This is a genomic window from Microbulbifer sp. JSM ZJ756, assembly GCF_044383805.1.
In the GTDB taxonomy this organism is placed as follows: domain Bacteria; phylum Pseudomonadota; class Gammaproteobacteria; order Pseudomonadales; family Cellvibrionaceae; genus Microbulbifer; species Microbulbifer zhoushanensis.
On sequence record NZ_JBISER010000003.1, the window covers coordinates 180,669 to 205,719 of the forward strand.

Annotated in this window: 27 protein-coding genes; 7 read left to right on the top strand and 20 right to left on the bottom strand. The window is 60.7% G+C overall.

Translation table 11 applies throughout. From position 1 onward, the window contains the following. Positions 1–32: 32 nt before the first annotated feature. A complete protein-coding gene (locus ACH6CX_RS06995) occupies positions 33–1,082 on the top strand; it encodes a hypothetical protein (protein WP_396675241.1) in 1,050 nt (349 codons plus the stop codon). A 176-nt stretch (positions 1,083–1,258) separates the two neighbouring features. Here the strand turns inward: ACH6CX_RS06995 and ACH6CX_RS07000 are convergent, their stop codons facing one another. After that, positions 1,259–1,489 (bottom strand): hypothetical protein, encoded by a 231-nt coding sequence (locus tag ACH6CX_RS07000; RefSeq protein WP_232940424.1) that lies wholly within the window; start codon positions 1,487–1,489, stop codon positions 1,259–1,261. A gap of 63 nt (positions 1,490–1,552) precedes the next feature. Then, the gene (gene polA / locus ACH6CX_RS07005; RefSeq protein ID WP_232940423.1) at positions 1,553–4,294 is read right to left on the bottom strand and encodes a DNA polymerase I; all 2,742 of its coding nucleotides are present in this window, start codon (positions 4,292–4,294) and stop codon (positions 1,553–1,555) included. Between the two features lie 214 nt (positions 4,295–4,508). Here polA and ACH6CX_RS07010 point away from each other — a divergent pair, with 214 nt between their 5' ends. After that, positions 4,509–4,916 carry a hypothetical protein gene (locus tag ACH6CX_RS07010; protein WP_232940422.1) on the top strand — a complete coding sequence of 136 codons (408 nt, stop codon included), beginning with the start codon at positions 4,509–4,511 and terminating at the stop codon, positions 4,914–4,916. Between the two features lie 10 nt (positions 4,917–4,926). On the opposite strand, the gene ACH6CX_RS07015 is transcribed toward ACH6CX_RS07010, so the two are convergent. Further along, a complete protein-coding gene (locus tag ACH6CX_RS07015) occupies positions 4,927–5,889 on the bottom strand; it encodes a metal ABC transporter solute-binding protein, Zn/Mn family (RefSeq protein WP_396675242.1) in 963 nt (320 codons plus the stop codon). Positions 5,890–6,005: 116 nt separating this feature from the next. Between ACH6CX_RS07015 and ACH6CX_RS07020 the strand changes: the two genes are divergently transcribed. Continuing rightward, positions 6,006–6,788, top strand: a complete 783-nt coding sequence (locus tag ACH6CX_RS07020) for an ATP-binding cassette domain-containing protein (protein WP_396675282.1) — start codon at positions 6,006–6,008, stop codon at positions 6,786–6,788. After that, entirely contained in the window at positions 6,788–7,594 is an 807-nt protein-coding gene (locus ACH6CX_RS07025) for an iron chelate uptake ABC transporter family permease subunit (protein ID WP_237062381.1), read from the top strand. The genes ACH6CX_RS07020 and ACH6CX_RS07025 overlap by 1 nt, the downstream gene beginning before the upstream one ends. 20 nt (positions 7,595–7,614) lie before the next feature. Here ACH6CX_RS07025 and ACH6CX_RS07030 read toward each other — a convergent pair whose 3' ends face one another. The 5 genes from ACH6CX_RS07030 to ACH6CX_RS07050 all read right to left on the bottom strand — a co-directional run bounded on the left by ACH6CX_RS07030 (position 7,615) and on the right by ACH6CX_RS07050 (position 10,157). Further along, positions 7,615–7,761, bottom strand: a complete 147-nt coding sequence (locus ACH6CX_RS07030) for a hypothetical protein (RefSeq protein ID WP_232940418.1) — start codon at positions 7,759–7,761, stop codon at positions 7,615–7,617. A gap of 2 nt (positions 7,762–7,763) precedes the next feature. Beyond that, positions 7,764–7,943 (bottom strand): hypothetical protein, encoded by a 180-nt coding sequence (locus ACH6CX_RS07035; protein ID WP_232940417.1) that lies wholly within the window; start codon positions 7,941–7,943, stop codon positions 7,764–7,766. A gap of 36 nt (positions 7,944–7,979) precedes the next feature. Continuing rightward, positions 7,980–8,207: a hypothetical protein gene (locus tag ACH6CX_RS07040; RefSeq protein WP_232940415.1), complete on the bottom strand. Its 228-nt coding sequence runs from the start codon at positions 8,205–8,207 to the stop codon at positions 7,980–7,982. 132 nt (positions 8,208–8,339) lie between these two features. Then, positions 8,340–8,705, bottom strand: coding sequence for an EamA family transporter (locus ACH6CX_RS07045; protein WP_334078354.1), 366 nt, complete (start codon positions 8,703–8,705; stop codon positions 8,340–8,342). Positions 8,706–8,708: 3 nt separating this feature from the next. Beyond that, positions 8,709–10,157 carry a UbiA family prenyltransferase gene (locus tag ACH6CX_RS07050; protein ID WP_232940412.1) on the bottom strand — a complete coding sequence of 483 codons (1,449 nt, stop codon included), beginning with the start codon at positions 10,155–10,157 and terminating at the stop codon, positions 8,709–8,711. A 402-nt stretch (positions 10,158–10,559) separates the two neighbouring features. Here ACH6CX_RS07050 and ACH6CX_RS07055 point away from each other — a divergent pair, with 402 nt between their 5' ends. Further along, positions 10,560–11,837 carry a hypothetical protein gene (locus ACH6CX_RS07055; protein ID WP_396675243.1) on the top strand — a complete coding sequence of 426 codons (1,278 nt, stop codon included), beginning with the start codon at positions 10,560–10,562 and terminating at the stop codon, positions 11,835–11,837. Positions 11,838–11,885: 48 nt separating this feature from the next. On the opposite strand, the gene ACH6CX_RS07060 is transcribed toward ACH6CX_RS07055, so the two are convergent. The 8 genes from ACH6CX_RS07060 to ACH6CX_RS07095 all read right to left on the bottom strand — a co-directional run bounded on the left by ACH6CX_RS07060 (position 11,886) and on the right by ACH6CX_RS07095 (position 18,572). Then, positions 11,886–12,974, bottom strand: coding sequence for a hypothetical protein (locus ACH6CX_RS07060; RefSeq protein WP_237062371.1), 1,089 nt, complete (start codon positions 12,972–12,974; stop codon positions 11,886–11,888). Positions 12,975–13,232: 258 nt separating this feature from the next. After that, complete coding sequence (locus tag ACH6CX_RS07065; protein WP_232940409.1) at positions 13,233–13,562, bottom strand: hypothetical protein; 330 nt, start codon at positions 13,560–13,562, stop codon at positions 13,233–13,235. 94 nt (positions 13,563–13,656) lie between these two features. After that, the gene (locus ACH6CX_RS07070) at positions 13,657–14,433 is read right to left on the bottom strand and encodes a CPBP family intramembrane glutamic endopeptidase (RefSeq protein WP_237062369.1); all 777 of its coding nucleotides are present in this window, start codon (positions 14,431–14,433) and stop codon (positions 13,657–13,659) included. An 88-nt stretch (positions 14,434–14,521) separates the two neighbouring features. Continuing rightward, on the bottom strand, positions 14,522–15,217 hold the full coding sequence (locus ACH6CX_RS07075) for an SCO family protein (protein ID WP_232940407.1): 696 nt from the start codon (positions 15,215–15,217) through the stop codon (positions 14,522–14,524). A gap of 17 nt (positions 15,218–15,234) precedes the next feature. After that, positions 15,235–16,128: a heme o synthase gene (gene cyoE / locus ACH6CX_RS07080; RefSeq protein WP_232940406.1), complete on the bottom strand. Its 894-nt coding sequence runs from the start codon at positions 16,126–16,128 to the stop codon at positions 15,235–15,237. A gap of 25 nt (positions 16,129–16,153) precedes the next feature. After that, a complete protein-coding gene (locus ACH6CX_RS07085) occupies positions 16,154–17,194 on the bottom strand; it encodes a heme A synthase (protein WP_232940405.1) in 1,041 nt (346 codons plus the stop codon). Positions 17,195–17,207: 13 nt separating this feature from the next. Next, positions 17,208–17,840, bottom strand: coding sequence for a hypothetical protein (locus ACH6CX_RS07090; protein ID WP_232940404.1), 633 nt, complete (start codon positions 17,838–17,840; stop codon positions 17,208–17,210). A 42-nt stretch (positions 17,841–17,882) separates the two neighbouring features. Beyond that, positions 17,883–18,572 carry an SURF1 family protein gene (locus tag ACH6CX_RS07095; protein ID WP_396675244.1) on the bottom strand — a complete coding sequence of 230 codons (690 nt, stop codon included), beginning with the start codon at positions 18,570–18,572 and terminating at the stop codon, positions 17,883–17,885. Positions 18,573–18,698: 126 nt separating this feature from the next. Here ACH6CX_RS07095 and ACH6CX_RS07100 point away from each other — a divergent pair, with 126 nt between their 5' ends. Continuing rightward, positions 18,699–18,923 (top strand): DUF2909 domain-containing protein, encoded by a 225-nt coding sequence (locus ACH6CX_RS07100; RefSeq protein WP_396675245.1) that lies wholly within the window; start codon positions 18,699–18,701, stop codon positions 18,921–18,923. 42 nt (positions 18,924–18,965) lie between these two features. Here the strand turns inward: ACH6CX_RS07100 and ACH6CX_RS07105 are convergent, their stop codons facing one another. Genes ACH6CX_RS07105 through coxB form a run of 4 tightly spaced genes read right to left on the bottom strand, consistent with a single transcriptional unit; the run spans position 18,966 to position 23,174 of the window. Next, positions 18,966–19,856, bottom strand: a complete 891-nt coding sequence (locus ACH6CX_RS07105; RefSeq protein ID WP_232940398.1) for a cytochrome c oxidase subunit 3 — start codon at positions 19,854–19,856, stop codon at positions 18,966–18,968. Between the two features lie 5 nt (positions 19,857–19,861). Further along, a complete protein-coding gene (locus ACH6CX_RS07110) occupies positions 19,862–20,434 on the bottom strand; it encodes a cytochrome c oxidase assembly protein (RefSeq protein WP_237062359.1) in 573 nt (190 codons plus the stop codon). Between the two features lie 19 nt (positions 20,435–20,453). Then, entirely contained in the window at positions 20,454–22,004 is a 1,551-nt protein-coding gene (gene ctaD, locus ACH6CX_RS07115) for a cytochrome c oxidase subunit I (RefSeq protein WP_237062350.1), read from the bottom strand. A gap of 24 nt (positions 22,005–22,028) precedes the next feature. Further along, positions 22,029–23,174: a cytochrome c oxidase subunit II gene (gene coxB / locus ACH6CX_RS07120; RefSeq protein ID WP_237062348.1), complete on the bottom strand. Its 1,146-nt coding sequence runs from the start codon at positions 23,172–23,174 to the stop codon at positions 22,029–22,031. A gap of 456 nt (positions 23,175–23,630) precedes the next feature. Here coxB and ACH6CX_RS07125 point away from each other — a divergent pair, with 456 nt between their 5' ends. After that, entirely contained in the window at positions 23,631–24,989 is a 1,359-nt protein-coding gene (locus ACH6CX_RS07125; RefSeq protein WP_232940392.1) for an MATE family efflux transporter, read from the top strand. The last annotated feature ends 62 nt before the right edge of the window (positions 24,990–25,051 follow it).

Here is a 25,051-nt window from a genome sequence, read left to right on the forward strand (position 1 = left end):
ACTAGCAAACAGACCCTCCCGGCAATCTGAATATGAGTGACCAGCGCGATCCCAAACCGGCACCCCCTGACCTGGATACCAAGACCCGCTTCCTGCTGGCGCCGGGCAGCTATGCCGGGGACACGACAGCGGTGGAACTGGTGGAAACCCATATGGCGCGGGTGTTCCTGACCGATCGCCATGCCTACAAGATGAAAAAGCCGGTACAGACGGCATTCCTGGACTTCAGCACCCTGGCCCTGCGCGAGGCCGACTGCCGGGAGGAGCTGCGGCTCAACCGGCGCCTGACCACCGGGGTCTATCTGGCGGTGGTGCCGCTGTGCCAGCGGCCTGATGGCCAATTGCAACTGGCCGATAGTGGCGGCCACGGCGAGGTGGTGGAATGGCTGGTGAAAATGCGGCGCCTGCCGGAGGCGCAGAACCTGGCGGCGCGGGGCCGGGAGGTCACGGGGGAGGAACTGGCGCCACTGGTGCGGCGCCTGTGCGATTTTTACCGGTCCGCGCCGCCATTGGCGGTGGACCCGGTGGCCTACGTCACCGACCTGCGTGAGCATGTGGAGCTGCGACGGACGGCCCTGCTGGCACCGGAACTGGGGCTGCCGGCGGCCGGTATTCACGCGCTGGCCGACTTCCTCGTCACTTTCACCCGGCGCGAGGCCCCACTGCTGGCGCAGCGGGCGGTGGACGGCCGCATCGTCGAGGGCCACGGTGACCTGCGGCCCGAACACTGCTTCCTGACCGAGCCGCCACAGATTATCGACTGCCTGGAGTTCAATCGCGACCTGCGCAGCATCGACCCCCTGGACGAACTGGGCTACCTGGCACTGGAGTGCGAACTGCTGGGCCGGCGGGACCTGGGGGACGGTATCCTCGCCAGCTATCGGCGTGCCTGCGCCGACCCCGCCCCGGCCCTGCTGGAATACTTTTACAAGGCTTACCGGGCGCTGGTCAGGGCACAACTGGCGGCGGCGCACCTGCAGGATGGTGTGGTGGCCGAGCCACAGAAATGGCGCGACAAGACCAGCCGCTACCTGGACGCAGCGCGCCACTACGGCCGGCGCGCCGGGGCCCATGCCGCCTGATCACTTTTCCCGCAGGCAAAAAAAATCCCCGGGCTGGGGGAGCACCGGGGCGAGCAACATCTGACTTCCTTGGGGGGGATGACGCATTCCAACGATCTTGCCTGTTTAGAGCCGCCATTTTTGCGACGGTTCCCGCAGGCAGGTTAAAAAGTGTTAATCATTGGCGCCGCTTTCCCTCAGTCTTGCCGCTCCTGTGATGCCGCCCGCGTCACCTCCTCCACGTAGGCGCGCTCGCGCCGCAGCCGGTAGGCCAGCACCAGGCAATAAACCAGGCTGCTGGCCCCGGCCCAGAACAGGCCGTAGCGGAGGGCGCCGGCCAGTGTCGCCCCCTTGAACAGTTCCACCGGCAGCAGTACTGCCAGCACGATGGCGAACATCCGCGCGAACCGGAGCAGCCAATCTTTCACCGCAATTCCCTTCACTTGCCCTGTCTCCCCGGTCATGTCGTTCTCATGGCCATACTGCCCGGCTCAGTGGGCCTCTTCCCAGCTGGCGCCCTGCCCCACATCGACGATCAGCGGCACATCCAGCTCGGCGGCATCCTGCATCAGCCGGGTCAGGTTGTCCCGTACTTGCTCCACCTCCGCCGCCGGCACCTCGAGGATCAGCTCATCGTGTACCTGCATGATCAGGCGGCTGGCCATTTTTTCCCGTCCCAGCCAGGCATCCACCTCTACCATGGCGCGCTTGATGATATCCGCCGCAGTCCCCTGCATGGGCGCATTGATCGCGGTGCGCTCGGCGGCCTGGCGGCGCGCGCCATTGCGGGAGTTGATCTCCGGCAGGTACAGGCGGCGGCCGAACAGGGTCTCCACGTAGCCCTTCTCGGCGGCATGCTTGCGGGTGTTCTCCATGTAGGCGAGTACCCCCGGGTAGCGCTCGAAATAGCGATCGATATAGGTCTGCGCATCGCCCCGCGGAATCCCCAGCTGGCGCGCCAGGCCGAAGGCCGACATACCGTAAATCAGGCCGAAGTTGATCGCCTTGGCGCGGCGGCGCTGCTCGTCGTCCACCTCTTCCGGGCTCACCTCGAACACCTCCGCGGCGGTGGCGCGGTGAATGTCCTCACCATTGGCAAAAGCCTTTACCAGGCCCTCGTCGCCGGACAGGTGGGCCATGATGCGCAGCTCGATCTGTGAGTAGTCGGCAGCAATGATCACGCTGCCGCCGTCGATGCGCGGGTCAGCCACAAACGCCTTGCGGATGCGGCGCCCTTCCTCGCTGCGGATGGGGATGTTCTGCAGGTTGGGATCGCTGGACGACAGGCGCCCGGTGGCGGCCACAGCCTGGTGGTAGGAGGTGTGCACCCGGCCGGTGCCCGGGTCGATCATCTGCGGCAGCTTGTCGGTGTAGGTGTTCTTGAGCTTGGCCAGGCCGCGGTACTGCATGATCAGTGCCGGCAGTTCGTGGCTGTGGGCCAGCTCCTGCAGCACCGGCTCGGCGGTGGAGGGTGCCCCCTTGGGGGTTTTCTTGATTACCGGGATCTCCAGCTTCTCAAACAGGATAGCGCCCAGCTGCTTGGTGGAACCCAGGTTGAACTCCTCGCCAGCCACCTCGAATGCCTGCTGCTCGGTGTCGCGCATTTTCTTTTCCAGCTCGGCGCCCTGCTTTGCCAGCATCTCGGCGTCGATGTAGGCACCATTGCGCTCCATATGCACCAGTACCGGCAACAGCGGCATCTCGATCTCGTCCAGCACCTTCTCCAGCGGCGGGATTTCCGCCAGGCGCCCGCCCAGCTCGCGGTGCAGGCGCAGGGTGATGTCCGCATCCTCGGCGGCATAGGGGCCGGCCTGCTCCAGCTCGATCTGGTTGAAGGTGAGCTGCTTGGCACCCTTGCCGGCAATATCCTCGTAGTGGACGGTCTGCTCACCCAGGTATTTCTGCGCCAGGCTGTCCATGTCGTGGCGGCTGGCGGTGCTGTCCAGCACATAGGACTCGAGCATGGTGTCGCGGGCGATGCCGCGCAGCTCGATGCCGCAGTTGGCGAGGATATGGCTGTCGTATTTCAGGTTCTGGCCCACTTTCTTCTGCTCCGGATCCTCCAGCAGCGGCTTGAGGGCGGCCATCACCTCGTCGTAGGGCAGCTGTTCCGGCGCCCCCATATAGTCATGGGCCAGCGGCACATAGGCCGCCTCCCCGGGTTCCACGGCAAAGGACACCCCCACCAGCTTCGCCTGCATGTAATTGAGGCTGGTGGTCTCGGTATCAAAGGCGAAAATTTCGGCGGCTTTCAGCTTTTCCAGCCAGGCGTCGAACTCGCCGCGCTCGGTAACTACGCGGTAATCCCGCTCGATGGCCTCGGCCATCGCTGCCTGGGCCTCGTCATCACCGCTCAGCTCCTCCAGCCAGCTGCGGAATTCGAGTGCGCTGAACAGCTCCGCCAGTTTCGCCTTATCCGGTTCACCGTGGTGGAGGTCGGCGGGCTTATAAGGCATGTCCACATCGGTCTTGATGGTGGCCAGCTGGTAAGAGAGATCGGCCGCCTCGCGGTGCTCGGCCATTTTCTTGCCCAGGGTCTTGCTGCCGCGAAAACCCAGGGGCGCGATGGCATCCAGGTCGGCGTAGATGTCCTCCAGGCTGCCCAGGTTCTGCAGCAGGGCCAGGGCGGTTTTCTGGCCCACGCCGGGAACTCCGGGGATATTGTCGGACTTGTCGCCCATCAGGGCGAGAAAATCGATGATCAGCTCGGGCCCGACACCGAACTTCTCGCGCACACCGTCGGTATCCATTTCCGTGTTGCTCATGGTGTTCACCAGGGTGATACCCGGGCGCACCAGCTGGGCCATGTCCTTGTCGCCGGTGGAGATGATCACTTCCTGGCCCTGTTCCTGCGCCTGCAGGGCGAGCGTGCCGATCACGTCATCGGCCTCGACCCCGTCGATTACCAGCCGCGGCAGGCCCATGGCGTCGATGATGTCGTGGATGGGCTGGATCTGCTCCCGCAGGTCGTCGGGCATGGGCGGCCGGTGGGACTTGTAGTCGGCGAACAGTTCGTCGCGAAAGGTCTTGCCCTTGGCATCGAATACAACTGCAACCGTGCTGTCCGGATGTTCCTTCAGGTGGCGGCGCAGCATGCTGATCACACCGCGCACGGCCCCGGTGGGCTGCCCTTCACTGGTCACGAGCGGCGGCAGCGCGTGGAAGGCGCGGTAGAGGTAGGAAGAACCGTCCACCAGGATCAGGGGAGCGGCACTGGGCTTGTTGTTACTCATAAGTATCCGGAAAGCTGGAATTTCATCGTGGATGTCTGGGATTGCGCGACAGGATAACCGCGATCGTTTTTTTTCGCTCGCCCCGGCGCCGCATCCGTGGCGGTCATCGCAGTGTCACCGCCAGTTTTCTCCCGGGCTTCTAGGCTTTAGTTGAACGGCAGTGCCCATTCTGCCGCCGGCCTGCCGCTATCGGCGAGATGCTCGAGAGAGGGATATGACCATGAGGCGAGAGTTTATTTCCAGTGTGTTCCTGGCCGCTGTACTGGCGACCGGGGCCGTATCCGCTGACTCGGTGGGGCGGCCGGCGCAGAAGCCCGGGCCGATGGAGTACCTGGAAGTGACCGACGAACTGGATGTTACCGGGGCAGAGAGGGAGGCAGCGCGCCAGCGCGAGGCTCAGGAACGGGCACTGGAACACCAGGGCAAGCGTGAGCAACTGGGCTCGCTGCTCGTGCGACATCGGCAACAGATGGAATCATTCCGTCAGCGCCTGCAGCAACTGCAGGTGCAACAGCGCGGTGAATCCGAGCAGCAAGAGGCGGCCCGCCAGCAACAACAGGAAAGGCTACAGAGGGAACGCGAGGCTCTCCAGGCGGACGAACCGGGGGAGGAGGCTTCCTGAGCGGGCGGGATCAACCGCGGTCGCTGCGATCGGGCACCTCGGCCAGGCAACTGCGAGCCTGGGCCAGCCACGCCTGCACCAGGCTCTCGTAATCAGCACCGGCCGGCAACTGTGTCCCCAGCGGGTCGAGCGTCGCGTAGCGGAGGCCAAGGTTCTCCGCCGTCTGCCGGTCGCGGGCATTTTCCGGCACCTCACCAAACAGGCAGCCGCTGCCGGCGGCCGACTCCCCCAGTCCGTCACGCAACTCCAGCATTGCCCGGGCCCCATGCCCGCCATGGGCCGAATCGGCCAGAGCCTGCGTCTCGACACCGGCGGGACCGAAAAAATGCCCGTAGGCATCGTGGGTAACCACAATGGGCACATCCCGGTATGCCCACAGGGCCCGGTCTAGCACTTTCTGCAGGTTTGCCATGCGGCGGGAAAAGTCCCGTGCCCGCTGCCGGTATGCGTCGGCCCGCCGGGGATCCATCTCTGCCAGGCGCGCGGCAATATGGGCGGCCATCACGGCGGCATTGCGAGGGCGCAGCCACAGGTGAAAATCCTCCGCCGAGGCCCCGCCGAATTCGTACCCGTCCTGCTCCAGCAATTGCAGCTGGCGTCCCTGCGGCAACAGTGACAGCTGCCGCGCCAGGGCGCTTTCCATCTGCGGCCCCAGCCATATCACCAACCGCGCCGATTCCAGCGCCGCCCGGTCGGATACCCCGGGAGCATAGTGATGGGGGTCGCCGTTTGCCGCGAGTACCTGCACCGGCGTATCCGGCTCCGCAACTTCCCGCACGATCAGCGCCAGTGGGCGCACACTGACGACCAGCGCCTTATTGTCCGGCGCCGGTTCCGACGCTTCCCGGGCACAGGCGGCGAGCATCAGGAACAGGGGGAACAGCAGGAGATACTTTACTGGGTACTGCGGGAAATTCATCAGGATCCGGGATTCGCGGGCCATCGGGTCGGGCGTAAACTGCGATATAATCACAGCCGGCGCCAGCCCGCCAGTCCGGGCGCGCCACTTTCAAACGCCTGCCGGGCCGACACACAGCATCGGCGCCGACAGAGCCCCTGGCATCCCCACGCGGTCGCGGAGACTTCACCCTGAGCCAAACTGACCCTCTCATCACAGCAAACGGGCTGGGCCTCGAGGTGGCCGGCCGCCAGTTGCTGCACGACATCACGCTGGAACTGCGGCGCGATGAGATCGTCACCGTCATCGGTCCCAACGGCGCCGGCAAGACCACCCTGCTGCGCCTGTTATTGGGACTCACCCGCCCTACCCACGGCAATGTATGGCGCCAGCCGGGACTGCGCCTCGGGTACATGCCGCAGCGTATGCAGGTTGACCCGTCCATGCCCATGTCGGTCTTGCGCTTCCTGCAACTGGGTAACGAGCGCGTCGATGCGCCCGCGGCGCACGAAGCACTGGCCCGGGTCGGCGCGGCGCGCCTGGCGCGGGCCAGCCTGGCAGACCTGTCCGGGGGAGAGATGCAGCGGGTGCTGCTGGCACGGGCAGCCGCCCGCCGGCCACAGCTGCTGGTGCTGGACGAACCCACCCAGGGCGTGGACGTGGGGGGCCAGGGCGAGGTCTACCAGTTGATCGCCAGCCTGCGGGACGAACTGAACTGCGGTGTGTTGCTGGTTTCCCACGACCTGCACGTGGTGATGGCGGCTACCGACCGGGTGCTGTGCATCAACCAGCATATCTGCTGTCACGGCCATCCCGAGCAGGTGAGTCGCGACCCGGCCTTTATCGAATTATTCGGCGACAAGGTGGCACCTTATACCCACCAGCATAACCATGAACACGACCTGGGGGGCGACATCGTGCACGACCAAGGCTGCAGCCACCGGGACAACGGTAACGGGAGTGAGACCGCGTAATGGATGTCAGTGCATTGTTCAGCAGCCAGTTCCTGTGGTTCGCCCTGGCCGCGGGCCTGCTGGTGGCATCGGTCAGCGGTCCACTGGGCTGCTTTGCCGTCTGGCGGCGCATGGCGTATTTCGGCGATACCCTGGCGCACTCCGCCCTGCTCGGTGTGACCCTGGGTTTCCTCCTGCAGTTACAACCAACCCTCGCTGTGGGCGCCACCTGTTGCGTGCTGGCAGTATTGCTGGTTTACCTGCAGCGCCGACAGACCCTGTCGGTAGACACCCTGCTTGGGATCCTGTCGCACTCCATGCTGGCGCTGGGTATTGTCACGGTGAGCCTGTTCGGGATCCGCGTCGACCTGCTGGCGCTGCTGCTCGGCGACCTGCTGGCCGTCAGTAACCAGGATGTGGTGCTGATGGCGGCGGCAGTTGCGGCTATCGGCGGCCTGCTGTTTTTCCTGTGGGACAGGTTGCTGGCATTCACCCTGAATGAGGAACTGGCCGCCGCGGAGGGAGTGCCGGTGGAACGGGTCAGGCTCGCCCTGATGCTGATGCTGGCACTGCTGATCGCCATTGCCATGAAAGTGGTGGGCATCCTGCTGATTACCGCCCTGCTGATCATTCCGGCGGCCGGAGCGCGGCGCCTGGCCGACACGCCCGAACGCATGGCACTGCTCGCCTCCCTGATCGGCGCAGTGGCGGTCATCCTTGGGCTGCTGGCATCCATCCTCTGGGATACCCCGGCCGGGCCCTCGATTGTATTGGCGGCAGCGCTGTTATTCCTGCTGGCCCAGTTGCGAACCGGGCCCGCAACCTGAGGCATCCCCGTCCGCGCGGCTTAGCGCCCCGGATGGTCGCCCTTGGAATGCGAGTTTTCTGCCGGTTCCTCACCGGCCTGGCGGAACTCGTAAATGGTCAGCGCAATACCGATCACCAGCATGACGAATACGCCGATGGCAATGACCAGGAGCATCGTATCCGACATGGTTATTGCCTCCGTGCCAGCAGCGCGGAAACCTTGAAGTAAATGCCGAAAGCGAGAATGCTCGGCACCCACAGCGCTGTGAAGATCCCCTGTTCCCGATACCCGTTGAACCACAGGTATCCCGACAGCACAAAAGAGATCCCCACTGCGATCATGATGAACAGGTCCGATAGCTTGAACATGGCTGCCTCCAGCAATACCGGGCTGTGCCCGGAAGATCAGTCGTAATCCCAGAAACCAACAGCGGCCATCAACAGCCCGGTAATGGCGATTGATGCCGGAATCCTGAGGCCCGGCACAGTGAACACCTCCACCAGGGAGGGGACCAGGCCCAGCCCGCCGAGCGCCGCCCACAGCACAACGGGTACTACCAGGCAAAGCCCCAGCCAACCCAGGGCACGGCAGACCCTGCGCGAGTGCGAAAACTTATCGAACAGGTTTTTCAATGCACGAACCCTGTCGCCTGGGGCCTCTCGGCAGCGCCAATCTTACCCTGAGCGTACACGATGAATAGCACTGTGCAAGCAAGCCGGCTGCCACCAGCGGATACACAGCACTAGGGTTCGTTAATGGAAGGATCAGGAGCGCGCCACGAAGATACAGCCGGCGGCAATCAGCATGGATCCGCCAACGCGCATGGCATTGACCGGCTCACCGAGAAACGCATAGCCAAACAACAGCGTAAAAATGAAACTCAGCCCAACAAACGGATAGGCGATACTGAGGTCCACCCGCGACAGCACCCAGAGCCATACCAGTACGCTGACTGCGTATACGAATATCCCGGAAAAGACGTGGGGACTGAAGAGTACACGCACCATACCTCCAACGCCGTCAGCCAGGTAATCCTCACCGGCCCTTTGCATACCCAGCTTCAGCAATAGTTGCGCGCAGGCGGACAGGAACACCGTCAACAATATGACGGAGAGGTTGAGCACATTCATTTCTTATCCCTGAATCGTCATGGTGGAGGCAGCTGCCAGGACCAGGCCGAGAACCAGGCCGGTTATCCAGCTGCGCTTGTCCTTGATCGCAAACGCAATCGGGTCCTCATCAATTTCACCGCGGGAAGCCATAACCAGCATGCGGATAATCCAGTAGGCAAACAGCGGGCAGGCCAGCCACAGGATCATCGGTGAACGGTACATGCCCATCACCTCCGCACTGTTTACGTACATGGCAAACACCAGGATCGAAACCATACCCGCGGCTGACGCCAGGCTGGTGAGAACCGGCAGGTCGGAGGTGAAATAACCGCGACCACGGATCTGCAAGGACGTCTCGTCTGCCCCCTGCTTGCGGTAGATTTCTGAAATTCGCTTGACCAGCGCCAGGCACAGGAACACAAACATCGAGAATGCCAGCAGCCAGTAGGAGGGGTAGACGCCAATGGCGGCAGCCCCAGCCAGGATACGGGTGGTGTACAGCCCCGCCAGAACCACTGTATCAACGGTCTGCAGCCGCTTGAGCAGGAAGCTGTAACCGAGCGTGGTAACCAGGTACAGGAACAGCACGGCACCAAACCACGGTGGCAGGAAAGTAACCAGCACACCCGAGGCGAGCAGCAGGAGGCAACACAGCAGCAGGCCCGCGCGGATGGACAACATCCCCGAGGCCAATGGTCGCCAGCGCTTTTTCTGGTGCGCCCGGTCAGAATCCAGGTCCGCAATATCATTGATGATGTAGGTGGCCGAGGCACACAGGCCAAAGCAGACGAACGCCAGCAATGCTGCCGTTACAGCTTCCGCGTCGAGGAATTGATGTGACGTCACCAGCGGCACAAACAACAGCAGGTTTTTGACCCACTGGTGGATACGGACCTGCCGCAGATAAATTGACAAAGTCGGTGCCGCTGTTGGAAAGCTGTTTTCCAGCTGGCAGACCTGTGCTGCGTTTTCCGCCAGGGCCCGGCTTGACCCAACCACCACGGCAGACCTGGCAAAGCGCCAGACGCGCAGGTCCCGGTTCTCATTACCCACATAGGAGAAGCCACGCTCGCCGTAACGCTCGCGCAGGAACTGCGCTTTCCTCTCGCCGGTCAGGTTGTGGGTAATTCCGGTGGCGTAGATTTCATCAAAAATACCCAGGTGATCCATTACCTCCCGTGCGAGGCCTTCATTGGCACCGGTGCATAAAACCAGGCTGCGGCCCTGTGCCTTCTGCTCCCGCAGGAACTCCAGCAGGCTGCTGTTATAAGGCAATGCACTGACGTCGATATCGATGGCCTGGGCCAGGCGATATTTCAGGTAGGCAATACCGCGGAACAGCCATAGGGGCAGGAAAGCCAGTGCCCAGGGGCGGGTAAACAGGGTACGCACGAATGACTCATAGAGTAAGTCGGTACGGATCAGGCTGCCATCCAGGTCGACAATCAACGGGGACTCGTGATGGGACACTGCGCTCTCTCCTTAAGCGATTCTGCTCCCCGGTTCCATGGGGCGTTCATTGGCATTTACCCTTTACAGGCAAGTGCTCTCATTATCCGTGACTCGTTCCAGTAAATTCCCGGCACCTACCTTCTTGAACAAATGTACCAGGCGAGCTAAAACCCGCGTCCGCTTCTAGTGCGGGACGAGCACGGGATCTTTTCGTTATTTCGGCACAAATGCAACCCCGGCGCGATTACAGTAATACACAGGCCGGGCAGGCATAGTGCTTGCAAGGTTCGCACCATCCCGTCCAGGCGGTAAAAACCGGAATCCGGAAGAGGGTGTTACAACGAATCACAACAGCTGTCGCCGCCCGGGCGCTATCCGTATAATCCTTGCCGCTTTGCAAAAGCTTATGGAGCGATAATCATGGATCGATTGATGCGCCTGCTGGTGGCGACGCCCGGAATCTACCTGCTCGCCATTGGCCTGCGCCTGCTATGGGCCCTGCTGGTGCCGGTGATGCCGGTTTCCGACAGTGCCGCCTACGATACCTTTGCCGTGAATATCTGGCAGCACGGGACTTACGGCTGGCAACCCGATGAGCCCGGCAGCTACTGGGCAGTGGGCACCTCGGCGATCTACGCAGCCCTGTACCTGCTGTTTGGCCATGCATACTGGCCGATCGTAGCACTAAACATCTGCCTGTCTGTGGGAATCCTCTTCTTTACTGGACGTCTGTGCCAGATCTTTTTCAGCGATACGCGGGTTGCCAGGCTCAGCCTTTTACTGCTTGCACTCTGGCCGACCGGTATTTTTTACGTGACCGTACTCGCGAGCGAACTGTTGTTTATGTTTTTTTCAGTCGCCGGGCTTTATTGTTTTGTGACCGCTGACAAGGGGGCAAAGGGCCGAGTGGTCTTTGCGGGCCTGTTGCTGGGCGCTGCGTATTATGTGCGGCCACTGATTACCGTTTCGATAATCATTTTTGCGATTGCCTGCTTCGCGTATTTGCGGCAACGCCCTCTGGCAGTGGTTCTTCGCACCGGCTGCTGCTTCCTGATACTCGCACTGATGGTCGCGCCCTGGGCTTACCGGAATTACCAGCTATACGATGATTTTGTGCCCATGTCCTCTAACGGCGGAGCCGTATTCTGGATGGGGAATTCACCGGGTACCAATGGAGGTTATGCCGAAATCCCGCCCGACGTGATTGCAAATACGAATTCTACTTACGAAATGAGCCGGGTTCTGAGGGCCCGCGCCCTGGAGTATATTGCGGAAGAACCGGTAGCATTTGTACAGCGCACTTTCATAAAACTGTTTCGCTTTCACAGTTATGAAACCATTGGGATAACCTGGAACGCAGAGGGGATCAGGACGCGCTTTGGTGAAGGCGCGCTACTACCGCTGAAAATCCTGGCCCAGGGATACTGGCTCCTTTTGCTGGCAGCAGGCCTCGGCGGCCTCGCGCTAACCCTGTACCAGGCCGGGCTTGCCAGGGCACTGACCCACCCATTCATCCTGAGCTGGGGAGCCAATGCGGGTATTCATGCATTGATAGCCTCCCAGGATCGCTATCACCTTCCCACTGTGCCTTTCATCGCAGCATTCGCGGCGCTGGTCCTGGTGGCTGTCAGTGACAGGCTGCTCCGGGGCCATACCGACAGCACTGCCTACCCCCGCCGCGCATCACAGGCCGGGTGAGCCCACAATGGACCCGCCAGCCCTGAAAAGCTGGCCCTCAGGCCACGGTCAGGATCCCGGTGTTGAGGTGGTCACGGTGCTACGACGAAAGTCCTGCGCTTCGAGAGTAAAGCGGGCGTTGGCCTGGTAGCGACCGATCCCAAGCACCCTGCGCAATAGCCGCGTAGCACTGTCAAACAGCGCGAGGGGTAACTGGCAAAAGAGGTAATGATCGCCGGACAGGCGGCGAAACAACCGCGATACCCGGTGTCGGGGTCTCGTCCAGTCCAGTGGGTACCGGCGACTTCCGTAATCGATCGATGCGATCAGGGTATAGGGGCAAGTCTCAAGGTGAATGTAGTTATACAGGGCGCGTAGCCCACGCACCTTCTCCAGTGGCCCGCGCGCCCAGGGTTTGGTACCCATGGCATGCACGAAGAGCGGCCGGCGCCTGCGCAACCAGGCCTTTACGCGCTCAGCGGGTGTAAAGCCGGCAGGGCCAAAGCACTGGGCAATTTCCACACCGCTGCGTAACTGGTATACAGGAATGTGGGCAAACTCATCCGCACACACCAAGGCAGTGAATGCCTCCTGATCCCCCACCATATGCAGCGGCCGCTCGAACCAGCGCAACCTCTGGGATTGACGATAAACCGGATGGGAGAGCATGTTGCACCAGGTGTCGATGAGCTCGGTGTGTTCACACGTCACACGCAACACGCCCGTGTTAATGGTGCGGGCCAGGCGACGGCCGGGCTTCAATCCCCAGCTTACTGTCCGGTGGCTGCCACCCTGGCGCTGCCCAAAAGCCGTCTCTTCTGTGGCAATCACTGTTGAGGGTGAAAAGTCCGTAAACTTTTCCAGGAAGTTTCCGCAGACAAGGATATCCGCATCGATCCAGATCACCTCGGGATACCCCTGTTGCAGTAGTTGCTGGATAATTCGCGCCTTGATATTCCAACCACTAAAACCTGTAGTATCCAGCTGGGCCTCACGCACCGGCTGCGCTTTGAGCCAGGCACGAAAAACGGGGTCAGGAAATCGGTGACTGACAATAATGTCGGTGGAATTCGTGTGCCGGAGAATACTTTCTACTGCCAGCACCAGGCCCTCAGTATTTTCCGGCCGGTCCTCATGAACGACGACGGCTCTTTCCATGACGGCGCTTCCCTTGCAATGCAATTCTGCAAACTTTATTCCGCATTATCTGAACAGCATCCGGTGCTGTCCATCAACCAGCGGTTGCGTATTCCATGTGATCCCCCGCGACGCTGTGCCGGCCGACTGGATAACCCAAGTGGGGAACTGCCTCAATTACTGAGAAGGATTGGGCACGCTGGATGCGCAATGACCTTATTGTTCCCTTGAGAGGGAAAGATGATATAGCTCTCTCCGGTTGGGCCACCGGACTGTCCTTCACTCTTTCGGCTGGGCCGCCAGGTCATCGCCCCCTTCTTCCGCGATTTCCACGTAATTCGTATTGCCCCTGTGGTAGTCCTCAAACTCCAGGCCTTTATATAAGGTAACGGCAATAATAACCACGCCACAGATGGCAAAAAAGGTGCCCGGTGCGGCCTCTTTCAGGACCAGGCGGTTATCACGAAATGCGGCTTGCAGCTCACCGGCGCCACCCCAGACGCCGGATATGAAAAGCCTGTAGCCCAGATAGCCGAACAGGCTACCCACCAGCAGCGAAACGACTTTGTATATGACCAGTGAGAGTATGACTTCAGTACTAATTCCCATTGTTTACTGTATTCCGGTGAGCCAGGGGAGTGTGCACGCTGGACGGTGGTAATTAGCTATTACTGCACCGACGTCGCGGCATATGTTTTCATGGTTATTGCAGTGGATAGGGTAACAGAAGCATATGCAGGCTATTCACACCCCAGTGCGCCAGGACGCAAACCCAGAATTTTTCCCGCAGGTACCAGAGTTGTGCATAGCCAAACCCCGCCAGTGCCACCAGCGTGACAACCTGTGGACTCGCCGCCCAGCCGGTATGCAACAGGGTGAATATCGCCACCACCAGGGGCACCGCCAGCCAGCGCCACCGCCCCAGCAGCTGCTCGCTGCCACGCTGCAGGATCCAGCGGAAAAACGCCTCTTCGCTCACGCATACGACAACCAGGTTGATCACCAGTGCGAGCAGAATGGTTACGGAAAACTTGGCTGAGAGGCCGGTGAGCGGCAGTGCAAGTGCCACCGGCAGTACTGCGGCGAAGATCAGCAACGGCAAGTCCCGCCTTGCGGGCCACTGGTTACGCCCGAACATAAAGGCAATCACTGCAACCGCAATGGTGGCCTTGCCCGGGTTGAAACTGCTAACAATCATGTTTCCGGCATTGTCTGCGTATGGCGGCAGCAACTCGATCCGGGGGACCGCCGGCAGCAAACCCAGCGCCGCGGCGAGCATGGCGATCGCCGCGACAACAAATAGCAGTCCACGGGACCAGCCCGAGCTGCGCTCTATTCCATTCAGGGCCAGCCAGATCAGGGGCGCCGCCAAACCGACCCAGCCAAACGGCAGCACACATAAAGCCAGCGCCAGCGGAATATAAAGCGCTCTGGTTTGCAATGGCAGTACCGGGCTGGCACTGCGCTGTTCGATGTCCATATCGGGGATATCAGTCCAGGTTAACTGGCCGGCCTTTCGTAAGGTGGCGGGCCCACAGGCCTACCCTGTATTACCGGCCCGTCGGCATTCAGCCGTTGTAGGTTGCGCGCAGGGAGCGGTAGGTCAGTTTCATTTTCGCCGGATCCAGCGGCGCCTTGAAAAAGGCGTGGTAATGTCCGCGGGGGTTGATCAAGACCACCTGCGACCCATGGTCCACCGTGTACTCGCCGTCTTCCAGCGGTACCTTGTTAAAGGGCACATTGAGCTGGTTGGCAAAGCGCTTGAGGTTGAGAAACTCACCGGTGACACCGGCAAATTCCGGATTGAAATAGTCCACGTACTGGCGCAGCTTATCAGCGGTATCTCGCTTGGGATCCACGGAGACCAGCAGGATATCCGTATCTGCACGGGTTTCCGGATCCAGCATCTGGTAGAAGCTGTTCAGGGTCGACATGGTGGTGGGGCATATATCCGGGCAGTGGGTAAACCCAAAGAACACCAGCGTCCAGCGACCGGCCAGCTCTCCGGTTTCCCAGTTGTCGCCGCTGTCCGCTACCAGCGTAAAATTATCCAGTATCCGCGGGCGTTCCAGCTCCACGGTCCCATTGGCCCGCATTTCAGCCTCGGTCAGCACCCTCGGCTGGCCCATTTTATTCAGGAAACCGGCCAGCACTGCCAACATAAAAAAGACACAGACGGCAACTGTAATCAGCACGCCGCGCTGCTGTTCCGGGCTCTTGTCCTGGCTGTTCAGGCCTGGATCACCAGCAGTATTTTTGCTCATTTTTCCTCACCCATTTATCACACTGCTACCAGGTAGTGATCAATCAGCATGATGCAGAACAGTGCCATCAGGTAAATAATGGAATACTTGAAGGTTTCCATGCCCGCATTCGGGTTCCGGTCACGCAGCATTTCCACTGCCCAGTAGACAAAACCCAGACCCAGCACCACAGCGCCAAGCAGGTAGAGCCAGCCCAGCATGGCGGTTGCAAACGGCAGCAGGCTGACAGCGAAGAGGATAAAGGTGTAAAGCAGGATATGCAGCCTGGTGTAAGCCACGCCGTGGGTCACCGGCAGCATGGGGATGTCGGCCTTGGCGTAATCCTCGCGGCGGTGAACCGCCAGGGCCCAGAAATGCGGGGGAGTCCAGGCAAAGATAATCAGCACCAGCAGCAGCGCATGTCCGTGCAGTTCCCCGGTTACCGCGGTCCAGCCAAGCAGTGGTGGTGCGGCCCCGGCGATCCCGCCGATTACAATATTCTGCGGCGTGGCGCGCTTCAGGAACATTGTGTAGACCACCGCATAGCCCAGCAGTGAGAAAAGGGTCAGCCATGCCGTGAGCGCATTGACGAATGCGAGGAGCACGGCCATGCCCGCCACACCCAGGGCCAGGGCGAATGCCAGCGCCCGGCGGGGCTCCACCCGACCACGCGCAATAGGACGATTGCTGGTGCGGGCCATCTTGATATCGATATGGCGATCCACCAGGTGATTGACCGCTGCGGCACTGCCGGCACACAACGCAATACCCAGGTTCCCCAGCACCAGCACGTCGAGAGGCACCATCCCCGGCACTGCCAGCAGCATGCCAATCACCGAGGTGAGGATCATCAGCATGACCACCCGCGGCTTGGTCAACTCGTAGTAGTCGCGCCAGGTGGCGTGCGTCAGGGCGGCGGCTTGGGTGCTCATGGTTTCACCTCTTTGTACTTCGTTATTATTTTTTCATTCGCGGCTGGGCCGTCTGGATACGGTAACAGAAGGTGAGCAGCCCGAGTAGCAGTAACGCGGCACCGGCATTGTGCGCCACGGCCACCGGCAGTGGCAGTGACATCACCACATTGGCTATACCCAGTGATACCTGCAGCAGCAGCACCCCGGCCAGGCCTACAGCCCAGCGCCGCGAACCTGCCCGCCATGCCAGTGCCGCCAGCAACAGGACTATCGCGCTGACAACCAGCGCACCCAGGCGGTGGGTAATATGGATTGCGGTGCGGGCATCGCTCTCCAGGGCACCCCCCAGGTAATTGGGACCGATGTGCTGCGCCACGTTAAAACCCTGGCTGAAATCCATCGCCGGCCACCACTCGCCATGGCAGGTGGGGAAGTCGGCACACGCCAGCGCGGCATAGTTGGAGCTGGTCCAGCCCCCGAGCGCAATCTGTAATGAAACTGCCACCACGGCGACAATCGCCAGCGGCCGGATTTTCTGCAACCGCCGGAACTCATGTACCGGAATCAGTCGCTTGCGGTAACGCAGGCGTTCAACCAACAGCCACAGCAAGGACAGGGTCGCCATACCCCCGAGCAAGTGGGCGGTGACCACCTGGGGCCAGAGCTTGAGCGTCACTGTCCACATACCGAACGCGGCCTGCAGGATGATCAGGCCAAGCAGGAAATGGGTATGCAGGAAACCCCGCTGCCCCCGCCGGCGCCAGGCCATCACGGTCAGCCCTGCAACCAGCAGCAGTAGTGCCCCGGCAAAATAGCGGTGCACCATTTCCGGCCAGGTCTTGTCCGTGGCCACCGGGCTATCCGGGAAGGCGGCATTGGCACTCTCGATCTCGTGCACTTCGTCCGGCCAGGTCAGGTGGCCGTAACAGCCAGGCCAGTCAGGACAGCCCAGACCGGCATCCACCAGCCGCGTGAATGCACCCAGGACCACCACCACCACTGCCAGCAGGGTACCGGCCATGGCGACCCGCAGTCGCCAGTCATTGCGTGGGTTATAGTCCGGGTCGGGTTGGTATTGGCGCATGCAATTCTCCGGCTTACTGCTCGTAGGAGTACTTCAGCAGTCGCTTGATATCTTTCAGCAGCTGGTTGCCGCTGTGTTCATTGTTGTAAACCATCATTGCGTAACCCTGCTGGTCCACCAGCAGCGCACTGGGATAATCGATGGTGCTGTGACTGGTACCCTGCAGCAGGCTGTCCAGCTGCGCCGCAGGCAGCGTCACGAATCGCAGGCGCGGGTGTTTTTCTGCCAGCTGCTCGCGGCGCTCCGGGCTGAGCGGTGCAGTGTTGACCAGCAGGCGCTCGACCCGGCGGGCCTTCTCCCCGAGCCGGACGTGAACCTGGCGGCTGGTGTACAGCAGCTCCTCACAGGCGTTATCGCAATCCTGCCCCGGCACAATCAGGTAGCGCCACTTGGGCTCTTCCGCCTCCAGTTGCAGCGGGGCCCGGCCCTGCTCCATCAGCGGCAGTGACTGGATATTGCGCGGCGGCTCCAGCAGGCTGCCCTCGTTCACGGTGGCATCGGGCATACCCACGCCGGTGTAGAAGACGATGTAGGCGGCCGCAATAGGCAGCACTACCGAGGCTACCACGGACAGGGCCTGCAACCGGCGGGACCGGGGCGGGGCATCTTCGCTGATTTCACGGTGGGTGTCGTTGCTCTGGGTCACGGCTAGGTTACCTCTTGTCTGTTTTCATTATTCTCGAGCCGGTTAATCTCTTTGCCGCCGGCGATCAATTCCACGGAGCCTGGCCGGGAGCCGTGTGGCCGCCAGCAGCCACAGAATCACCAGTGCCATCGCCATCGCAAACCACTGCCACGCATAGGCCAGGTGGCGTGCCGGCGAGCTGCTGACCAGGTGCCAGTCAGTGACCAGTGCGGTATCCGAGTCCGCACTCAGCCTGATCGTCCATTGCGGCTGCGCCAGGTCAAGTGTGTCGGCCAGCCGGGAATCCACCGCCTGGATTCGCGCTGTGCCGGCGACAGCCGACGCAGCAGCCTCATCCTCGGCCAGCGCTACCGGGTAGAGAAAGCCAGTGATCACTTTCGCCGCCCGGGGCCAGGTCACTTCCGGTAGCGCTGAGCGCTTGCGTTCCGCCGGTAACCAGCCCCGGTTGACCAGCCAGCGTCGGTCACCGGACACAAAAATCTGGAGGATTTCGTAACCCACGCGACCGCTACGCGTGCGATTGTCCAGGTAAAAGTACTCGTCGGTGAAGTAACCCAGCAGGCGAACCGGGATATAGCGCTGCAGGTCCGCGAGTTGGCTGGGGTCCTGCGGCTGGGCGGCGAGGCGACTGTCAACGGCAGTAACCAGGGCCCGCTTTTCCGCTACCCGATCCAGCTGCCAAAGCCCCAGGCCCACCAGGACCGGCAACAACAGTGCGCTGAACACGGTCACGGGCCAATTGGAAATCAGTGCTACACTGGCCCTCTCGGAAGGTTTCCGGGGTCGCACTGGATGGGTCTCTACTGTCATGCCGATTCCAGCCTGCGAACAGGCCCCTACAACAAATGGCGAATACAAATGTGGCTGAAGGTCGTTATTGTCTTTCTGTTTTTAGCTGTGCTGGCCAGCCTGTCCAGCGCGCTGTTTTTCCTCTTGCGCGATATGGGCGCCCCAGAATCGAAGCGCACCCTTTACGCCCTGGGTATCCGTATTTCCCTGGCTGCCCTGCTGCTGCTTGCCATCTGGTATGGCTTTGACAGCGGCATGCTCTCCAATACTGCTCCCTGGGCCAATAAATACTGATACCGCTCTTTCGGGGCCCGCATTGCGGGCCGCCATTAGTCCTCAGGAGCCGAGTACGTATACAAAAATAAACAGGCCTACCCAGACTACATCCACGAAGTGCCAGTACCAGCTGGAAGCCTCGAAGCCAAAGTGATCGTCCGGCTTGAAGTGATGGGCGATGACCGAGCGCAGCAACATGATCAACAGCATGATGGTGCCCAGGGTCACGTGCGCACCGTGGAAGCCTGTCAGCATAAAGAAGGTCGTGCCGTAAATACCGGACTCGAGTGTCAGCCCCAGGTGGACATAGGCCTCATAGTATTCCTCCACCTGGAAGAACAGGAACAGTGCCCCCAGCAACACGGTCAGTCCCAGCCACAGGTTAAAGGCGTTGCGCTTGCCCTTCTTCAGGAATACATGGGCGATATGCACTGTGACACTGGAAGTGAGCAGGATCACGGTGTTCAGTAGCGGCAGGTGCCAGGGGTCGATGATGTCGTTGGGCCCGACCACCTTGGCGGCATCGCCATGCACCGCGGCATCCGGGGTTACCATCAGCGGCCAGGTGTTCTCGAAACCCTGCCACAGCATATTGGACTCGCCCCGGTCACCTTCCCCGCCCAGCCAGGGCAGCGCAAAGGTGCGGATGTAATAGAGCGCACCGAAGAAGGCGGCAAAGAACATCACCTCGGAAAAGATGAACCAGCCCATGCCCCAGACGTAGGAGCGCTTCAGCTGGTCACTGTTCAGCCCAGCCATGTTCTCGCGGATCACTGCGGCAAACCAGAACCACAGTACGCCGGCCATCGCCAGAGCACCGATAAAGAAAATATAGGAGGAGCCGCCGTTGATCCAGTTGGCGGCTCCAAACGCGGTCAGGAACAGACCGATGGTCGCAAAAATTGGCAGCCGGGACTGCTCGGGCACATAGTAGCTGCTTTCACTGGCCATAATTTTTATCCCTCTCGCTCGGAGTCGGCATTTTTGTTATCCAGGTTCCGGGTAAATTTTTCCGTGACATCGAACAGCGTGTAGGAAAGTGTAATGGTGTTGACCCCTGCTGGCAGGTCCGGGTCGACAATAAAGCGCAACGGCAGTTCAGCGCTCTCCCCCGCCTTCAGGGTCTGCTGGTTAAAACAGAAGCATTCCGTCTTGTGAAAATATTCGGCCGCCTTGAATGGCACCAGGCTCGGTATCGCCTGCCCCACCATATCGCGGCCGGTGGGATTGCGGGCCAGGAAAACCGTGTCCACTGCCTCGCCCGGATGCACCGTCATGGAGACCACAGACGGGCGGAAATCCCAGGGCATGCTCTCGTTGTGGCTGGCGACAAACTGCACTTTTACCGTACGGTCAGTCTGCACTGCAGCCGGGACCGCCTCGTAACGGCTGCCAGTCTTGCCATTCAACCCGGTGATTTCACAGAAGGCGTCGTAGAGTGGCGGCATGATAAAGATGGCAAACACCAGCATGCTGCCGGCCAGGGCCAGCAGCTTGGCTGTGAGTTTTGCGTTTTCACTCAGTTGCATCACCGCGCCACTCCGTGTTTCAGCGCACCGCCGGCGGCGTGCTGAAGGTGTGGTAGGGTGCCGGGGAGGCCACGGTCCACTCCAGGCCTTCCGGATCGTCCCACACCTCGTCGGTCGCCTTCTTGCCACCCATTACCGTGCGTACCACGTTGAACAGGAACACGATCTGCGCCGCACCGAACAGGAAGGCACCCACGCTGGCAATCTGGTTGAAATCGGCAAACTGTAGCGCGTAGTCAGGAATCCGCCGCGGCATGCCGGCCAGGCCGACGAAGTGCATGGGGAAGAAGGTCACGTTCAGGCCGACGAAAGCGAGCCAGAAATGCACCTTGCCCATGGTTTCGTTGTACATGTTGCCGGTCCACTTTGGCAGCCAGTAGTAGACGCCGGCGGTGATCGAGAAGATCGCACCGGGCACCAGCACATAGTGGAAGTGGGCCACCACAAAGTAGGTATCGTGATACTGGAAGTCCGCCGGTGCGATCGCCAGCATCAGGCCGGAGAAGCCACCGATGGTAAACAGGATCACGAAGGCAATCGCGAACAGCATCGGCGTTTCGAAGGTCATGGAGCCACGGAACATGGTGGTCACCCAGTTGAACACCTTCACCCCGGTGGGCACCGCGATCAGCATGGTGGCGTACATGAAGAACAACTCACCGGCAATCGGCATTCCCACGGTAAACATGTGGTGCGCCCACACGATAAAGCTCAGGAAGGCAATTGATGCGGTGGCGTACACCATGGAGCTGTAACCGAACAGTGGCTTGCGCGCGAAGGTGGGGATGATCGCCGACACGATACCGAAAGCCGGCAGGATCATGATGTACACCTCGGGATGGCCGAAGAACCAGAACACATGCTGGAACAGCACCGGATCGCCACCGCCGGCTGCGCTGAAGAAGCTGGTACCGAAGTGAATATCCATCAGCATCATGGTGACCACGCCCGCCAGTACCGGCATTACCGCGATCAGCAGGTAGGCGGTAATCAACCAGGTCCACACGAACAGCGGCATCTTCATCAGGGTCATACCCGGTGCGCGCATATTGAGGATGGTGGCGATGATATTGATTGCCCCCATGATCGAAGACGCACCCATGATATGGATCGAGAAAATAAAGAAGGTGGTACTCGGTGGTGCGTACTCGGTGGACAGCGGGGCGTAGAAAGTCCAGCCGAAGTTGGGTGCGCCACCATCCATGAACAGCGTGGAAGCCAACATCGCGAACGCGAACGGCAGGATCCAGAAGCTCCAGTTGTTCATGCGCGGCAGGGCCATGTCCGGTGCCCCGATCATCATCGGGATCATCCAGTTGGCAAGCCCCACGAAGGCCGGCATCACCGCACCGAAGACCATGATCAGGCCGTGCATGGTGGTCATCTGGTTGAAGAATTCCGGCTGCACGATTTGCAGGCCGGGCTCGAACAGCTCGGCGCGGATGACCAGCGCCATGCAGCCGCCCAGCAGGAACATGGCAAAGCTGAACCAGAGGTACATGCTGCCGATGTCTTTGTGGTTGGTGGTGTAGAGCCACCGGGAGAATCCGGGTTGAGGACCGTGTGCCATACTTATGCTCCTTTCGGCTCCCGCTTACTGTTTATTCTTAAAATTGAGGATGTCGACGGGCTGGACGGTATCGCCCATTTCATTGCCAAAGGCATTGCGCTGGTACGTGATCACCGCGGCCAGGTCGACCTCCGACAACTGCGGGCCGAATGCCTGCATGGCTGGGTTACTGGGCGAACCGTTCACCACCATACTCAGGTGCTCGGTCAGCGGGCCGGTGGCGATCTGCGAGCCGGCAATGGCCGGGAAGGTGCCGGGTACGCCCTGGCCGTCGGGCTGGTGGCAGGCGGCACAGTTGCGGTTATAGACCTTCTCGCCCATGGCGAAGAGCTCGTCGAAGTCGAAAGTCTTCTCGGTGAGCTCGCGCATCTTCGCAGCTGTGGCAGCGCGCTCATTCAGCCAGTTATCGTACTCCTGCTGGGGTACCGCCTTGACCACAATCGGCATAAAGCCGTGGTCCTTGCCGCAGAGTTCAGCGCACTGGCCCCGATAGATACCGGGTTCGTCGATGCGGGTCCAGGCATCGTTGATAAAGCCGGGGATTGCATCCTTCTTCACCGCCAGGTCCGGTACCCACCAGGCGTGAATCACGTCATTGGCAGTAAACAGGAAGCGGATTTTCTTGCCCACCGGCACCACTACAGGCTCGTCTACCTCGAGCAGGTAGTTTTCACCCTTGGGCAACTGGTTGTCGACCTGGGAACGCGGTGTGGAGAGGTTGGAGAAGAAGGAAACATCGGTACCCAGGTAGTCGTATTTCCACTTCCACTGGTAACCGGTGACCATGATATCGAGGTCGGCTTCGCCGGTATCGTAAATATCGTAGAGGGTCTTGGTGGCGGGTATTGCCATCAGCACCAGGATGAGGGTGGGGATAATGGTCCACACCAGCTCCACTGCGGTGCTCTCATGGAACTGTGCTGCCCGGTAGCCCTTGCTTTTGCGGTGACGCCACATGCTGTAGAACATCACCCCGAAGACGACCACGCCGATTGCCACACAGATCCAGAAGATCAGCATGTGCAGGTCGTAAGTGGTACGGGAAACTTCGGTAACGCCCTGGGTCATATTGACCCCCCAGCGCTCCGCCCCCTCGACTTCCGCAAAAGCGGAGTAGGCCGGCAGCGAAGTTGCCAGCAAGGCGAACAGCCGATCGAAGCCTTTCAACATCGCCTACAGATCTCCGTGTGTTTGTTTTTATATCAGCCATCGGCTGCATTCACGGATAACTGGATTCCCCATTGCCGGCCGGGCGCTCGCCGGGCACGGTTTCCGGGTAATTCCACACAAAAATTGTGGACATCGCGTAGTAACACAAGACTACTTACACTGGGCGCAGCAGGGGAAAAACCTGCTCCGCGATACTGCTTCAGTGCAACTTGTTATTCTTTTCCCAAAGATTTTTTACTTCAGATGTCGTCGTCCGGAAGGTACAACCAACAACCTGCGTCTCTTTTTGTTGCAATTACTGTCTCAGTACATCTTTTTTCCGGCCTGCCGGTGTGGCCCTGTGGACCGCCCCCGGGAAGAGCCGGTGCGGCCTCTTCACAGAGGGGCAGCACGACAACAAAAGGAACACATCGCTGGCAAAAAGTCAATGAATCCGCCAACTTAAGTCTCGGGTGAATGAAGCAGTCACAACTCCTGGAAGATCCCGGCCAGCGCGTCTGGAAGCTGGCCTGGCCGATGATCCTCAGCAATATCTCCGTGCCGCTACTGGGCGCGGTGGATACCGCAATCCTCGGCCACCTGCCCTCCCCCACCTACCTGTCCGGGGTGGCCGTGGGTGCAAGCGTGATGTCGATGCTGTTGTGGGCCTTCGGCTTCCTCCGCATGGGCACCACCGGGCTGGTGGCCCGGGCCGCCGGCAGTTCCGATGGCGGTATCGGCTGGCTGCTGCGGGCGCTGTGCCTGGCCGCGGTGCTGGGGCTGGCACTGCTGGCGATCGCGTCCCCCTTACTCGGCACCATTGTGCAATGGATGAATGCGAGTGCCGCGGCCGCGCCCCAGGCTGAGGCGTACCTGCAGATCCGGCTGTTCAGCGCCCCCCTGGTACTGGCCAACTTCGCACTGCTGGGGTTCTTTATCGGCCGCCAGGACAGCCGCGCGCCACTGCTGATTCTGCTCGCTGCCAACCTGCTCAATATCCTGCTGGATGTGGTCTTTATCATTGGCCTGGGATGGGGTGCCCGCGGGGCAGCGCTGGCAACGGTATGCGCCGATATCTGCGCATTCGGCTGCGGTATTTTCCTGCTGCGGGGGATCGGTAGCGATATTTACCGGCAAATTGCCCGGCGGCTCCGGGACCCGCGCCTGTATCCCTGGGCGGATAGCAGTCCATGGCGGGAGCTGTTGCGCATCAACAGCGACCTGTTTGTGCGCACCTGCCTGCTGCTCTTAACGCTCACTTTTTTTACGGCCCAGGGTGCTGCGCAGGGCGACGCAGTACTCGCAGCCAACGCTATCCTGCTGCAATTACTGATGATGACCTCTTATGCACTGGATGGGTTCGCCCATGCCACCGAGTCCCTGGTGGGTGACGCGATAGCACGGCGCTCACAACCCGCGTTCCGCGCAACTGTCCGCAGCGCGGGCCGCTGGGCACTGGGCAGCGCGCTGCTGGTCACTGCCATCCTGGTACCGGGCAGGGAATGGATACTGCCGCTGTTTACCGACCTGGAATCAGTGTTGGTGGAAGCGCGGTCGGTCTACCCCTGGCTGTGCGCCCTGCCACTGCTGGCAGTGTGGTGCTTTCTGCTCGATGGGGTATTTATCGGTGCGGGACGCAGCCGGGAAATGCGGGACACCATGTTTATTGCAACCGTGCTGGTTTTCTTTCCCGCATGGTGGCTGACACGTCCGTGGGACAACCATGGCGTTTGGTTCAGCCTGTTTTTGTGGATCAGCGCACGATCTTTCAGTCTACTGCTTTATTACCACTACTACACTCAAAGCAACTCGTGGATCCCCGACAGCAATCAATAGCAGATCTTTTTTGCACTATCCGATCTCCGTTGCTATATATCAGACAAATTAAAAAATATTTA